This window comes from Bacteroides sp. 11BF, from assembly GCF_019633765.1.
Lineage (GTDB): Bacteria > Bacteroidota > Bacteroidia > Bacteroidales > Bacteroidaceae > Bacteroides > Bacteroides hominis.
The window spans coordinates 81,613-95,393 of sequence record NZ_JAFKPJ010000010.1 but is presented as its reverse complement, the minus strand read 5'-3'; the positions used below and the strand labels follow the sequence as shown (position 1 = coordinate 95,393).

The window sequence follows — 13,781 nt, the reverse complement described above, 5'->3', positions numbered from 1 at the left end:
TCTGTTCTCTTACTTCTTTTCGGCTATTCTCAGTTTGGCACTGCGTGAACGCGGATTGCGTGCTATCTCTTCTTCATCGGGCACAATTACTTTGTTGTTTACCAGGCGGAAGGGAGTTTGCAGGTTGCCGAAAAAGTCCTGCGTTGTTTTACCTTCTACATTACCGGTTTTCATGATATTTTTCACCATGCGATCTTCCAAAGAGTGATAGGTGATTACCACCAGCCGTCCTCCTGGCTTCAATGCTTCTGTTGCTGCCATCAGCATTTCCTTCAGTGCTTCCATTTCCTGGTTTACTTCAATGCGGAGTGCCTGAAACACCTTTGCCAATTCTTTCTTTTCGCGTTCGCGTCCGAAAAGCGGTTTCACTACTTCAAGAAATTCACCGATCGTTTCTATTTTCTGTCCGCTGCGTGCTTTGACTATGACGGAAGCCAGTTTGCGGCTGTTTTTCAATTCACCATATAGGTAAAAAATATCTGCCAGGCGTTCTTCTTCGTATGTATTTACCACATCGGCCGCTGTGATGCCTGCACGCTTATTCATGCGCATATCCAGTTTTCCGTCAAAGCGGAAAGAGAATCCCCGTTCACTGTCATCGAAGTGATGTGAAGATACCCCCAGATCAGCTAATATGGAATCTACTCCTTCAATATCGTGGTAGCGCAGAAAATTATGCAAATAACGGAAATTGCTCCGTACAAAAGTGAAGTGCGGGTCGTTTACAATGTTACGTTCGGCATCCTCGTCCTGGTCGAAACCCAACAGGCGTCCGCCGTTTCCAAGACGCGAAAGTATTTCGCGGGAATGTCCTCCCCCGCCGAAGGTAACGTCTACATACGTCCCGTCCGGGGTAATGTTCATGGCATCTACGCTTCTCTTCAGCAGTACCGGTACATGATATGTTATTTCTTCTTCTTTCATTTTACCTCTTTGTTCGTTGTTCACCGTTCTTCTTTCATAATTTCCTCCAGGGCTGCACCAAATGCATCGGGGGCCATAAAGGGCATTTCCGTACGTTCCTTAGCCCATATTTCTATCTTGCTGTCTACACCGATAAAGCGCACGTCGCTTTGTATACCGGCTATTTGCAGATAGCGTTTGGGTATTAATATCCGCCCGTTTCCGTCTATCGTGATAATTTCTACATCACTGACGAATTGGCGGAAGATAAGTTGGTGGTTAGCATTCCATTTATTTAGTCGTTGCCGGAGTTCATTCAGCTCTTCATTCCAGACTTCTTCCGGATAGAGTACCAAGCAGTCTTGAAATACGTCTTTGCGCATGATAAGCTTGTCTTCAGAACCGGCTTGTAGCTGCCGTCTGAATTGGGCGGGGATAAAAACTCTTCCTTTCGCGTCCGCCTTAGCTTCAATATTGCCTAAAAAACGTATCATTTCACCTTATTATAATAAGCGACCGTAAAAGTAGGTATTTCCCCACAATTCCCCACAATTTTCCACCAAAAACTTTCGGAGAAGTTTTCAACCGATTGTTAATTGCTTATTCGTCTGATAATGAATTATGTTCGGAGATGCTTTGCTGGTGGGGGATAGAGTCGATTGTGTCCTTCCCGGAGCTGTTTTGTGGCTTTGTGGACTTCCGTCCGTATTTTAGTTGCAGGCTGACAAAATCGGTTTTCCTCACGTTGTTCAGGAAAGTCGGGGCGGCTTTGAAGCAAATGCGGGATACCCATACTTTGTTGGCGGTACATTCTTCCGGTTTATCCACCGCTTCACTGGTGATGCTGGGATAAAAATTACCCAATCCATCGATAGAAACGGTACGGCCTTCTTTCAAGTGGGCGGCAATAATGTCCGATAGTTGAGTAAGTGCAGAGAGTACGTCTCCGTTTTGAAGAGAACTTCTTTCTGCGAGCTGATTAGCAATCTGTACACTGTTTACAGGCTTTTTCTGTAAAGCTCGTGTTGTGGCATAATATCGTTCTTTGACGACACCTTTACTTTTGTCTACTTTCTTAGTGACTGCATAGTTGATGGACATTCGTACTTCGTTTTTTTATGTGTATACTTTCTCTGTCTTTCTCTTATTGTGTTAATCTATAACACCTATATCTAATGATTAAAAACATCCGGATGTTTATGAATAAAACATCCGGGTCTTTTATAGAATAACATCCGGATGTTCTATATTAATACATCCGGATGTTTTTAATCATAAATTTTAAGCAAAGATATGCTAAAGTGAGAATATTAGCAAGGAAATATGGGACGTTTCTTTGTTTTATGTTTCAAATGGTGCGAAAGAAAAGGAGCAGAAAAAGAGAATCTCTCTTCCTGCTCCTTGATACACAACTAAAAATCTGCACTAAAATGATTTATTGAAATCGACAATGTATGTGGCCTATTGTCTAAAGTCTTTCAGTTCTTCCTGTAGACGCTGGCGAGTGAAAAAGATGCGGCTTTTTACTGTTCCGAGCGGCAGGTCCAGTTTCTCGGCTATTTCTCGGTATTTGAATCCGGAAACATGCATGGAGAAAGGTACTTTATATTCTTTGGGTAATGAATTGACAATGCGGTGCATTTCTTTCAAGTCATAACGGCTTTCGGTGCTGTCGAATCCGGACTCTTGCGGAAGGCTCAGGTGATAGAGGTTATCGGTCTGATCTACAAAAGTCTGATCGCGTACCACTTTACGGTAGTTGTTAATGAAGATGTTGCGCATGATAGTGTACATCCATCCTTTAAAGTTAGTGTCGGGAGTATATTTATCTTCGTTATCTAACGCTTTAAGAGAGGTTTCCTGCAACAAATCGTTTGCTTCTTCACGGTCGGTTGTTAGTTTGTATGCAAAGCGAAGTAGTTCTTCCTGAACTCCAATTAAATCTTTTCTGAAGCTTAAACTTTTCATAACGTTGCTTTTTAAATTGTGAATATTCGTTGTTTTTCGATGATGCAAGTTTACGGCATTTTTTTAATTGTGATGGGGGAAATTTAGGCTTAAAACAGGGCGAAAACTGTCAAATGATAGTTTTTAGGTGTATTTTGATAGTTTTTGGGTGTTTTTGAGACAAGAGGTTTTCTATCTTTGCGTCGGTTTAAATATGAATGGGCATGAGGAGAAATACTATACATAGGATTTGGCTTGCATGGATGTTGCTGATGACATTCATGCCCTTGTCCGTGGTGAAGGTTTTTCATAATCATTGCGATGAAACATCGGTAACCTGCACAAATACGCAGCCCGGGAAAACACATCACGCATGTGACACCTGTCCCATTTGCCAATTCATGCTTTCTCCATTCATCGAGACGTCTCCTGCTCTTTTGACTTATATACCTTTCTATATAAGATGGGAGACCGGAACTTTTCAGGATAAGAAGCTTGCTCCTGCTTTTTATCCGCATTATCTTCGCGGACCTCCTTCCAATTTTCGTCATATCGTATAATTTGTCGGGCAGATATCTGTTGTTTGCCCGTTTATCAGTTTTATCTAACTAAAACGATTAAGTATGCGTATCGGATTTATTTCGGGTATGCTGGGTGGATTGTGTTTAACCTCTACCTTGCATGCCCAGGAGCCCGATTCACTGAAAGCTGTGTCCTTATCCGAAGTGGTGGTGACGGAGAGTTACCGACATCTGAAGAATAAGAATTCGACATGGCATATGGAGGTGGTAGGGAAGGAGTTTTTGCGTGAACACTTCACTGGCAACTTGATACAGACTCTTGGAACGATTCCGGGAATACATTCGATGGATGTCGGTTCGGGCTTTTCTAAGCCGATGATCCGGGGAATGGGATTCAACCGGATTTCGGTTGTAGAGAATGGAATCAAGCAAGAGGGACAACAGTGGGGAGCCGATCATGGGCTGGAACTGGATGCATTCAATGCAGGACAGGTGACTATCCGTAAAGGACCTGCTTCACTGCTCTATGGCAGTGATGCTATGGGAGGTGCTATTGAATTGGCTCCATTACCATTACCCACCAGTAACCAGTTGTTTGGTGAAGCGGACTTGCTGGGAAAATCTGTAAACGGAACGTTGGGAGGCTCGCTGATGCTTGGAATAAAGAAAGAAGCCTGGTATACCTGGGCGAGATATTCGGAGCAGCATTTTGGCGATTATCGTATTCCGGCAGATACCATTGTGTATCTTACCCAACGGATGCCTGTCTATCACCGGAAACTGAAAAATACGGCAGGTTTTGAGCGAGATGTCAGTTGGACAGCCGGTTTCAGGTATGGACGATACAAGTCTTCCTATTCAGTAAGTAATGTTTTTCAGAAAACCGGTTTCTTTCCCGGAGCACACGGTATTCCTGATATATCGCGTTTGCAGGATGATGGGAACAGCCGCAATATAGAACTACCTTACAGTCAGGTGAACCATCTGAAGGTATCTGCCCAGCAGAGCTTTTTGTGGGATCGATCGGCATTGATATGGGATATCGGCTATCAGAAGAATCATCGTGAGGAATGGAGCCGGTTTCATACCCATTATGATACTCAGTCTGTTCCGGAGAAGGATCCTGACAAAGAGTTGGCTTTTATATTGAGTACTTATAGTTCGGCTGTTAAGTTGAAGTTGTTTGGAGCTGCTTCGTGGCAACATATAGCAGGTTGGGATATACAGTATCAGAGGAATACTATTTCCGGATATTCATTCCTTTTGCCTGCTTACCGGAGATTTACCACAGGGGCTTTCTGGATGACAACTTACCGTCCGGGTCCTGCTTTGTCAGTCAGTGGGGGCTTTCGCTATGATTACGGAAAGATAGATGCATCTGCTTATACTGATCCTTATCTTGCGATTTATCTGCGGGAGCAGGGATATGATGATGATTTTATCCGGAAATATGAGTGGCGTAGCTATGCTGTCCATCGCCATTTTGGTGACTATTCCGGTTCGCTGGGAGTGGTGTGGACCCCTTCCGGAGGACACATGCTTCAAGTGAATATCGGGCATAGTTTCCGCTTGCCGGGGGCCAATGAACTGGCATCGAACGGTGTTCATCACGGCACTTTCCGTCATGAACAGGGAGATGCGGCTCTTTCGTCCGAGCGTGGTTGGCAACTGGATGTCTCGTATACCTATGAGAATGGTCCGTTATCGGTCAATTTTTCGCCATTTATCAGTTGGTTCAGCAATTACATCTTTCTTCGGCCTACCGGAGAATGGTCGGTGTTGCCCCATGCCGGACAGATTTACCGTTATACCGGTGCGGAAGCGTTGTTTGCGGGTGGTGAGGCGACAGTGGGAATTGACTTTTTACGTCATTTCAACTATCGTGTCAGTGGAGAATATGTCTATACTTATAATTGTGACGAACATATTCCTCTGAGTTTTTCCCCTCCGGCTTCCCTTCGCAATACGCTGACGTGGAGGTATAAAAACTTCAGTATTTATGGTGAGTTACAGCACATTGCCGCACAACACCGGGTAGCACGGAATGAGGATCCTACTCCCGGAGCGCAGTTACTGAATGCCGGGATATCCGCCAATCTCCGAATGGGAGGTGTATTAGCAGAAATTACTTTATCGGGTCGGAATTTATCCGATACCAGATATCTTAATCACCTTAGTTTTTACCGAAAAGTTGAAATCCCGGAACCGGGACGTAACTTTCAGATTTTAATTAAAGTACCATTTAAAAGTTTATTAAAATGAAAACCAGAATTTATTTATCAATAATCGGTCTGATGGCTTTTTCTTTCTTGTTTGTGTCCTGTTCAAAAGATGACGAAGGCGATACGGTAAAGCCCTTTATTAATCTGTTGGAGCCTGAAGAAGGTGCAGTGTTGAAGATCGGAGATGCTAACGGAGTGCATTTTGAGATGGATATAGCTGATAACGAAGCAATTGCTTCCTATAAGATTAATATTCATAATAATTTTGACGGCCATTCGCATACCAGGGCTTCAGAAGGAGGAACAACCAAACCTTTTGCTTTTGAGAGAACATATACGGATAAGGCAGGCCAAAAACAGGCGCGTGTACATAACCATGACATTAAGATACCGGCAGATGCCACTCCGGGAAATTATCATCTGATGGTATACTGTTTGGACCGGTCTGGTAATGAAACTTACGTAGCACGTAATATCGTATTAAGTACGACAGGCGGTGTAGAGAGTGAGCATCACCATGATTAAGTGGAATACCTGAACCTGAATATGGACAGGGCCATACCGACGGATGGGAAGTTTAAACTCCCGTCTTCGGGCATGGCCCTCTTTTGTGTATTGTTCTTTATCGCTTGATTATTAGTACTCTTTCTTCTCTTTTTTCTTCTCCATTTTCTCATAAATCGCCTTCTTTTTCTTTTTTTGATAGGACAAAATCTGCATTTTCTACCGATTTATTGCGATTAATAAAAAAGAACAGTTAATTTTGCGCAATCATTTCATCTAAAAAGAATGGCTGACGACTCTTTATTTTTAATAGATATTGATAAGATACTTCAGACGAAAGCTCCGAAGCACTCCAAGTACATACCAAAGTTTGTCGTCTCCTATCTGAAGAGAATCGTTCATCAGGAGGAACTAAACGTTTTTCTGCGCGACTCAAAAGATAAAGTGGGAGTGGATTTTCTGGAGGCTTGTCTTGAGTTTCTGGATGCAAAGCTGGATGTGAAAGGACTGGAAAATATTCCGAAAGATGGTTTATATACGTTTGTGTCCAATCATCCGTTGGGAGGACAGGACGGAGTTTCTCTCGGGTATATTTTGGGACGCCGTTTTGACGGGAAGGTGAAGTATCTGGTAAATGATTTGTTGATGAATCTTCGCGGATTGGCACCCTTGTGTATTCCTATTAATAAAACGGGCAAGCAGGCCAAAGATTTTCCGAAGATGGTAGAAGCCGGATTCAAGTCGGATGACCAACTCATTATGTTTCCTGCGGGACTCTGTTCCCGGCGTCGGAATGGAGTGATCCGGGACCCTGACTGGAAGAAAACATTTATCGTAAAAAGTGTCCAGTTCCAGCGTGATGTGGTTCCTGTCCATTTTGAGGGTCGTAATTCTGATTTCTTTTATAATTTGGCTAATGTCTGCAAGACCCTGGGGATCAAATTCAATATTGCTATGCTTTATTTGGCAGACGAGATGCTGAAAAATCGTCATAAAACATTTACTGTCACTTTCGGTAAACCCATTCCATGGCAGACTTTCGATAAATCGAAAACTCCGGCAGAGTGGGCACAGTATGTGAAAGATATCGTGTATAAACTGTAACAGATTAAGGAACAACTACTAACAAAGTATATGGAAGAAGTTATTGAACCGGTAAGCAAGGAGCTGATTAAAGCTGAGTTGACTGAAGACAAGCGACTACGTATGACCAATAAGAGTAATAACCAGATATACATTATTACTTATCAGGATTCTCCCAATATTATGCGGGAGATCGGGCGTTTGCGTGAGATTGCTTTTCGGGCAGCAGGAGGCGGTACGGGATTATCGATGGATATCGATGAGTATGACACCATGGAGAATCCGTATAAACAATTGATTGTCTGGAATCCTGAAGCAGAAGAAATTCTGGGAGGTTATCGGTACATTCTGGGGACAGACGTACGTTTTGACGAGCATGGTGCGCCGGTTCTCGCTACTTCACACATGTTTAATTTCTCGGATAAATTTGTGAAGGAGTTCCTGCCTACGACTATTGAACTTGGACGTTCGTTCGTTACGTTGGAATATCAGTCAACCCGTGCCGGAAGCAAGGGATTATTTGCCTTGGATAATTTGTGGGACGGATTGGGAGCATTGACAGTAGTTATGCCGAATGTGAAATATTTCTTTGGTAAAGTAACCATGTATCCCAGTTATCACCGTCAGGGGAGAGACATGATTCTGTATTTCCTGAAGAAACATTTTGGGGATAAAGACGGACTCATTACCCCGATGAAACCGCTTGAGATGGAAACAGAAGAGGCGGAACTGGCGAGAATCTTCTGCAAAGATTCATTTAAAGATGATTATCGGATACTGAACGGTGAGATCCGTAAGCTTGGCTTTAATATCCCCCCTCTGGTAAATGCTTATATGAGTCTGAGCCCGACTATGCGTATGTTTGGCACGGCTATTAATTATGGATTTGGAGATGTGGAGGAAACCGGTATCCTGATTGCTGTAGACGAAATTCTTGAAGAAAAGCGCATGCGTCACATCGAATCGTTTGTTAAGAACGATCCGGAAGACTGCCAGATAACTTCCGGTGTAAATAAAGTTTTCACTCCGAAAGTGGTTACACCGCAGGAAGACTGTTCCCGTTAATTTTACGATAAAGATCCAGGGCAAAGACATCGGTCATGCCCGAAATATAATCAAGCACCGCCTGTACTCTTTCGTAGAGTGCAGGCGCTTTTATATTATATTGCCCTGATACGCGGTTAATAAGCAGCTGTGAATAGGCTTTCTCCGGCGAAGTGACAGCATCTATCATTAATTCAAGGAGCGTGTTGATGACCCGGAAACCTGCTAACTCAATGTCCAGTACGTCCCGTGAACGGTAAATCTTCTTAAACGATACTTCCGAGCAATGTTTGTATGCTTTTTCCGGACGCTCTGAGATGTGCTTGATAAGAGGTCCTTCAAATGTGCCGGAAAGGATTTCGGTTTCGTTATCTAAGAATGCCCGGGTACATTCCTTGATCAGCAGGCCAATGACAGAAGAACGGAGGTAGGCTATCTGTTCGTTTGTGTCGTTGACAATGTTGAACGTTTTACGAATACGTGATTGGCGTTCCTCTGTGAAATAAGCCAGAAGCAGCTCCTTAGTCTCTTCCGTAGTCAGGATTTTCAACTTGTGGGCATCCTCGATATCCATCATTTGGTAACAGATGTCATCGGCTGCTTCTACGAGGTAAACTAATGGATGGCGTACGTATTTTAATGGCTGATCACTAATCTGGATAAGTCCCAGTTCCGTTGCGATGCGACGGAATCCTTCTTCCTCGGTCGTGAAAAAACCGAACTTGGACTTGTTTCCTGCAAGGCTCGATGAAAAAGGATATTTGACAATAGAAGCCAGGGTAGAATAAGTTAGTACGAATCCTCCTTTCCGGCGTCCTTCAAACTGGTGTGTCAATAAGCGGAAAGCGTTGGCATTTCCTTCAAAATGTGTCAAATCATCCCATTCCATCGGTGAAAGCTGATCTTGCAGCCGTGTTCCTTTACCTTCCGAGAAGAAAGTGGAAATCGCTTTTTCGCCGGAGTGTCCAAAGGGAGGGTTACCCAAATCGTGTGCCAGGCAGGCGGCAGAAACAATAGAGCCTATCTCCGGCAGAAAAGAGTCTTGTAATTGGGGTTGCCGTGTGAGGATCGCTTTTGATACATCATTGCCCAAAGAGCGTCCCACGCAAGATACTTCAAGGCTATGCGTCAATCGGTTGTGAACAAATATACTGCCCGGGAGCGGAAAAACCTGTGTTTTGTTCTGTAACCTTCTGAAAGGGGCAGAGAAAACAAGGCGGTCGTAGTCCCGCTGAAATTCCGAACGGTTTTCCTGACGCTCCTCGTGAAACTCTTCCATGCCGAAACGTTTAGCTGAAATCAATCTTTTCCAGTCCATCATGATCTTTACAATTGAGTATTTGCACATTATTTAACTGCAAAAGTATGAATTTTAGGCTCAAATTGCGTATTTTCGCCCGTTAAATAGTAAACATACTGAATATGAACGTACAAGTAATCAATAAATCGAAGCATCCGCTTCCGGCATATGCAACCGAACTTTCTGCAGGAATGGACATCCGCGCTAATATTTCCGAACCGATTTCTTTAGATCCGATGCAACGGTGTCTGGTTCCTACAGGACTGTTTATCGCTCTTCCACAGGGATTTGAAGCGCAAATTCGTCCTCGGAGCGGACTGGCTTTGAAGAAAGGGATTACTGTCTTGAATTCTCCCGGAACAATTGATGCCGATTATCGTGGGGAGATTTGTATTATCCTGGTGAATCTTTCGGCTGAGACGTTTGTCATTGAAGATGGGGAACGTATTGCACAGATGGTGATTGCACGTCATGAGCAGGCGATGTGGCAAGAAGTAGAGATCTTGGACGAAACGGAACGGGGTGCAGGTGGCTTCGGGCATACCGGAAGAGGATAGAAGTTCGATTGAATCAATAATTGTAGTAAAATGAAGATAGATAAATTGCTTTTCGGAGTGCTGTTGCTTCTGTTTGCCTCCTGTGGTTCATCCCGTAAGGTGGAGAAACCGTCAGGGCAAGCTGCCGTTCAGGAGATAAAACTCGCTCCGGAGCAGCAACGTAAATATGACTATTTCTTTCTTGAAGCATCGCGTCTAAAAGTGAAAAAGGAGTATACGGCCGCCTTCGACCTGTTACAACATTGTTTGGCTATTAATCCAACCGGTTCGGCAGCTCTATACGAGATTTCCCAGTATTATCTTTTTCTTAAACAAGTGCCGCAGGGGCAGGAAGCATTGGAGAAAGCAGTTGCTTATGCTCCTGATAATTATTGGTATAGTCAGGCATTGGCCAGTCTGTACCAACAGCAGGATCAGAAAGAAAAAGCGATCGGAATACTCGAAAAGATGGCGACACGTTTTCCCGCTAAACAAGATCCGTTGTTCAACCTGCTCGATTTATATAATCAGAAGGAAGACTATGGCAAAGTTATTTCTACCCTAAACCGTATAGAGGAAAAAATGGGGAAGAATGAGCAGATTACAATGGAGAAGTTTCGTATCTACCTGCAAATGAAAGATGATAAAAAGGCTTTTGAAGAAATAGAGAGTCTGGTCAATGAGTATCCGATGGACTATCGCTATCAGGTGATTCTGGGCGATGTCTATATGCAGAATGGCAAGGAGCAGGAAGCTTATGATACTTATAAGAAAGTACTTGCCGCAGAACCGGACAATCCGATGGCATTGTTTTCATTGGCTTCGTATTACGAGCAGACCGGACAGAAAGAACTGTTTGAACAACAGATGGATACTTTGCTACTGAACCGGAAAGTTCCTTCGGATACAAAGGTGAATGTGATGAGGCAGTTTATCGTCCAGAGCGAACAGGAGGGAAAAGACAGTACACAGGTTATCGGACTGTTTGACCGGATGATGCAAATGGATATGGACGACGCGCAAATTCCGATGCTTTATGCACAGTATCTACTATCCAAAGGGATGGAGGCACAGTCTATTCCGGTATTGGAACAAGTAGTACAGATAGATCCTACCAATAAAGCTGCACGCATGACTTTATTAGGTTCCGCCATCCGAAAGAATGATTATGAACAGGTGATTAAGATCTGTGAGCCGGGGATTGAAGCAACTCCGGATGCCTTGGAGTTTTATTTTTATCTGGCTATTGCATATAATCAGGCCGAACGTTGGGACGATGTACTGGAAGTCAGCCTGAAAGCACTGGAACATGTCACTCCGGAGAGTGACAAGCAAATGGTCTCCGATTTCTATACAATTACGGGTGATGTATATCATACCAAAAAGTTGATGAAGGAGGCGTATGCAGCGTATGATTCGGCTTTGGTATACAATCCGTCCAATATCGGTGCACTAAATAATTATGCTTATTATTTATCGGTAGAGCGCAGGGATCTCGATAAGGCGGAGGAGATGAGTTATAAAACCGTAAAAGCCGAACCGAGCAATGCTACTTATCTGGATACTTATGCCTGGATTCTTTTTGAGAAAGGAAACTATGCTGAGGCCCGTATCTATATTGACGATGCCATCAAGAATACCAAACCGGAAGAAGAGAGCAGCGTGGTGTTTGAACATTGCGGGGATATCTATTTTATGACCGGTGACGTAGAAGGTGCCTTGAAATATTGGAAGAAAGCACTTGAACTGGGTACTGAATCGAAAACACTTAAACAGAAAATAGAAAAGAAGAAATACATTGCGGAATGAAAGGATGTATGTTTAAGAAATCTGTTATCAGACAGTCATACCTGCTGCCTTTACTACTTTTGGTAATGCTGCTTGCGGGTTGTAAAACATCGAAGGTTGTCAAGACCGCACCGGTGGAACCGGCTTACCTTTCGTCTAAGCTGCAGCTGACAGTGCCTAACAAAAACGGCAGTATTACTGTAAGTGGCAGTATGAAAATGAAAAGTGGCGAACGGATTCAGCTGTCTGTCCTGATGCCGGTGTTCCGTTCAGAAGTAATGCGCATGGAGGTCACTCCGGATGAAGTATTGCTGATAGACCGTATGAATAAACGTTATGTACGGGCAACCCGTGATGAACTGAAAGAGTTATTGCCTGAGAATGCCGATTTCGGCCGCTTAGAGAAACTTTTGTTCAAGGCCTCCCTTCCGGGAGAGAAGAAAGAGCTTACAGGACGTGAACTGGGGATTCCTTCTTTGGAGAAAGCCAAAGTGAGACTGTCTGATTTTTCGACCGCCGAATTTGAATTAATCCCCACCGAGGTATCATCCAGGTATACTCAGGTGGCATTAGAAGACTTGCTAAAAATGCTGATGAAACTATGAACCGCTTTCTTTTGATTCTGGTAAGCTGTCTTTGTTTGACAACTGTTGTTTCAGCTCAGTCCAATAAACTGATTAAGGAGCTGGAGAGTAAGCGTGGTGCCTTGCAACAACAGATTGCGGAGACTGAGTCATTGCTGAAGAATACGAAGAAAGATGTAGGCAGCCAGTTGAACGGACTTGCCGCCCTTACCGGACAGATAGAGGAGAGAAAGCGCTATATCATTGCCATGAACAATGACGTAGAGGCTGTCGGTAGAGAAATCTCCGGATTGGAGCGTCAGCTCAGAGGGCTTCAGCGTGACTTAAAAGATAAAAAGAAGAAATATGAGTCATCCGTACAGTACTTGTATAAAAATAAATCGGTTGAAGAGAAACTGATGTTTATTTTTTCTGCGAAAAGCCTTGGACAGACTTATCGGCGCCTCCGTTATGTGAGAGAATATGCCACTTATCAACGTCTGCAGGGAGAAGAGATCTTGAAGAAACAGGAACAGGTGAACCGTAAGAAGAAAGAACTTCAGCAGGTGAAAGCCGCTAAAGAAAACTTGTTGCGTGAACGGGAGGGCGAAAAGGCTAAACTGGAAGCACAGGAGAAAGAGAAACGTGAGATGGTGGCCAGCCTTCAGAAGAAACAGAAGGGGCTGCAAAGCGAAATTAATAAAAAACGGCGTGAGGCTAACCAACTGAATGCAAAAATCGACAAGCTGATCGCAGAAGAGATAGAGCGTGCCCGCAAGCGTGCCGAAGAAGAAGCTCGCCGGGAAGCAGCCGCCCGCCGGAAAGCGGCTGCCAAAGAGGACAAGACCTCCTCAACGGGAAGCGGCACTGCTCCGGCAAAGAAAAAGGCGGCGCCTCTGGAACGTTTCACTATGAGTAAGGCCGACCGGGAACTTTCGGGTAATTTCGTGAGCAACCGGGGCAAACTGCCGATGCCTATCACAGGTCCTTACATCATTACCAGCCATTACGGACAATATGCCGTGGAAGGATTACGTAATGTGAAACTCGATAATAAAGGAATTGATATACAAGGCAAGCCAGGTGCACAGGCACGTGCTATCTTCGATGGTAAAGTAGCAGCCGTGTTCCAGTTGAACGGGCTTTTTAATGTACTGATACGTCACGGGGATTACATTTCGGTATATTGTAACCTCTCGTCTGCTTCTGTGAAATCCGGTGATACGGTAACCACCAAGCAGGCTATCGGTCCGATTTTCTCAGACGGCAGTGACAATGGGCGGACTGTCCTTCATTTCCAATTGCGCAGAGAGAGGGATAAGTTGAACCCCGAACCGTGGTTGAACCGGTGACGCTTTCATTGGGCAAAT

The 13,781-nt window shown here is 44.1% G+C and carries 13 protein-coding genes; 8 read left to right on the top strand and 5 right to left on the bottom strand.

All coding sequences use genetic code 11. The annotated features are described in order from the left end of the window. Positions 1–9 precede the first annotated feature (9 nt). From rsmH to JZY04_RS12055, 4 genes are all read right to left on the bottom strand, one after another. Positions 10–924 (bottom strand): 16S rRNA (cytosine(1402)-N(4))-methyltransferase RsmH, encoded by a 915-nt coding sequence (gene rsmH, locus JZY04_RS12070; protein ID WP_122142602.1) that lies wholly within the window; start codon positions 922–924, stop codon positions 10–12. A gap of 20 nt (positions 925–944) precedes the next feature. Next, positions 945–1,397: a division/cell wall cluster transcriptional repressor MraZ gene (mraZ, locus tag JZY04_RS12065; RefSeq protein WP_022012506.1), complete on the bottom strand. Its 453-nt coding sequence runs from the start codon at positions 1,395–1,397 to the stop codon at positions 945–947. Positions 1,398–1,503: 106 nt separating this feature from the next. After that, positions 1,504–2,004, bottom strand: coding sequence for an HU family DNA-binding protein (locus tag JZY04_RS12060; protein ID WP_122142601.1), 501 nt, complete (start codon positions 2,002–2,004; stop codon positions 1,504–1,506). Positions 2,005–2,364: 360 nt separating this feature from the next. Then, positions 2,365–2,871 (bottom strand): RNA polymerase sigma factor, encoded by a 507-nt coding sequence (locus JZY04_RS12055; protein ID WP_005779258.1) that lies wholly within the window; start codon positions 2,869–2,871, stop codon positions 2,365–2,367. 602 nt (positions 2,872–3,473) lie between these two features. Between JZY04_RS12055 and JZY04_RS12050 the strand changes: the two genes are divergently transcribed. The 4 genes from JZY04_RS12050 (at position 3,474) to JZY04_RS12035 (ending at position 8,245) form a co-directional block, all read left to right on the top strand. After that, the gene (locus JZY04_RS12050; RefSeq protein ID WP_122142599.1) at positions 3,474–5,633 is read left to right on the top strand and encodes a TonB-dependent receptor; all 2,160 of its coding nucleotides are present in this window, start codon (positions 3,474–3,476) and stop codon (positions 5,631–5,633) included. After that, entirely contained in the window at positions 5,630–6,118 is a 489-nt protein-coding gene (locus JZY04_RS12045) for a DUF4625 domain-containing protein (protein WP_122142598.1), read from the top strand. The genes JZY04_RS12050 and JZY04_RS12045 overlap by 4 nt, the downstream gene beginning before the upstream one ends. A 264-nt stretch (positions 6,119–6,382) precedes the next feature. Beyond that, positions 6,383–7,201: a 1-acyl-sn-glycerol-3-phosphate acyltransferase gene (locus JZY04_RS12040; protein ID WP_005812123.1), complete on the top strand. Its 819-nt coding sequence runs from the start codon at positions 6,383–6,385 to the stop codon at positions 7,199–7,201. 30 nt (positions 7,202–7,231) lie between these two features. Next, on the top strand, positions 7,232–8,245 hold the full coding sequence (locus tag JZY04_RS12035) for a GNAT family N-acetyltransferase (protein WP_005822786.1): 1,014 nt from the start codon (positions 7,232–7,234) through the stop codon (positions 8,243–8,245). Here the strand turns inward: JZY04_RS12035 and JZY04_RS12030 are convergent. Next, complete coding sequence (locus tag JZY04_RS12030) at positions 8,217–9,545, bottom strand: deoxyguanosinetriphosphate triphosphohydrolase (RefSeq protein WP_032531048.1); 1,329 nt, start codon at positions 9,543–9,545, stop codon at positions 8,217–8,219. The two genes, JZY04_RS12035 and JZY04_RS12030, sit on opposite strands and share 29 nt — an antisense overlap. 101 nt (positions 9,546–9,646) lie before the next feature. Here JZY04_RS12030 and dut point away from each other — a divergent pair, with 101 nt between their 5' ends. The 4 genes from dut to JZY04_RS12010 are packed head-to-tail and all read left to right on the top strand — an operon-like array spanning position 9,647 to position 13,763. Further along, a complete protein-coding gene (dut, locus tag JZY04_RS12025; RefSeq protein WP_032541624.1) occupies positions 9,647–10,081 on the top strand; it encodes a dUTP diphosphatase in 435 nt (144 codons plus the stop codon). Positions 10,082–10,111: 30 nt separating this feature from the next. Next, positions 10,112–11,869 (top strand): tetratricopeptide repeat protein, encoded by a 1,758-nt coding sequence (locus JZY04_RS12020; protein ID WP_122142597.1) that lies wholly within the window; start codon positions 10,112–10,114, stop codon positions 11,867–11,869. 8 nt (positions 11,870–11,877) lie between these two features. After that, on the top strand, positions 11,878–12,453 hold the full coding sequence (locus JZY04_RS12015) for a DUF4292 domain-containing protein (protein WP_370635115.1): 576 nt from the start codon (positions 11,878–11,880) through the stop codon (positions 12,451–12,453). After that, positions 12,450–13,763, top strand: coding sequence for a murein hydrolase activator EnvC (locus JZY04_RS12010; RefSeq protein WP_005822790.1), 1,314 nt, complete (start codon positions 12,450–12,452; stop codon positions 13,761–13,763). The genes JZY04_RS12015 and JZY04_RS12010 overlap by 4 nt, the downstream gene beginning before the upstream one ends. Positions 13,764–13,781: the final 18 nt, after the last annotated feature.

Excerpts from the sequence above, each read along its gene's own strand:
- JZY04_RS12030 (WP_032531048.1), bottom strand. The coding sequence starts at position 9,545 with ATGATGGACTGGAAAAGATTGATTTCAGCTAAACGTTTCGGCATGGAA.
- JZY04_RS12010 (WP_005822790.1), top strand. The coding sequence starts at position 12,450 with ATGAACCGCTTTCTTTTGATTCTGGTAAGCTGTCTTTGTTTGACAACT.
- JZY04_RS12035 (WP_005822786.1), top strand. The coding sequence starts at position 7,232 with ATGGAAGAAGTTATTGAACCGGTAAGCAAGGAGCTGATTAAAGCTGAG.
- rsmH (WP_122142602.1), bottom strand. The coding sequence starts at position 924 with ATGAAAGAAGAAGAAATAACATATCATGTACCGGTACTGCTGAAGAGA.
- JZY04_RS12015 (WP_370635115.1), top strand. The coding sequence starts at position 11,878 with ATGTTTAAGAAATCTGTTATCAGACAGTCATACCTGCTGCCTTTACTA.
- JZY04_RS12055 (WP_005779258.1), bottom strand. The coding sequence starts at position 2,871 with ATGAAAAGTTTAAGCTTCAGAAAAGATTTAATTGGAGTTCAGGAAGAA.
- JZY04_RS12020 (WP_122142597.1), top strand. The coding sequence starts at position 10,112 with ATGAAGATAGATAAATTGCTTTTCGGAGTGCTGTTGCTTCTGTTTGCC.
- JZY04_RS12050 (WP_122142599.1), top strand. The coding sequence starts at position 3,474 with ATGCGTATCGGATTTATTTCGGGTATGCTGGGTGGATTGTGTTTAACC.
- JZY04_RS12060 (WP_122142601.1), bottom strand. The coding sequence starts at position 2,004 with ATGTCCATCAACTATGCAGTCACTAAGAAAGTAGACAAAAGTAAAGGT.
- JZY04_RS12040 (WP_005812123.1), top strand. The coding sequence starts at position 6,383 with ATGGCTGACGACTCTTTATTTTTAATAGATATTGATAAGATACTTCAG.
- mraZ (WP_022012506.1), bottom strand. The coding sequence starts at position 1,397 with ATGATACGTTTTTTAGGCAATATTGAAGCTAAGGCGGACGCGAAAGGA.
- JZY04_RS12045 (WP_122142598.1), top strand. The coding sequence starts at position 5,630 with ATGAAAACCAGAATTTATTTATCAATAATCGGTCTGATGGCTTTTTCT.
- dut (WP_032541624.1), top strand. The coding sequence starts at position 9,647 with ATGAACGTACAAGTAATCAATAAATCGAAGCATCCGCTTCCGGCATAT.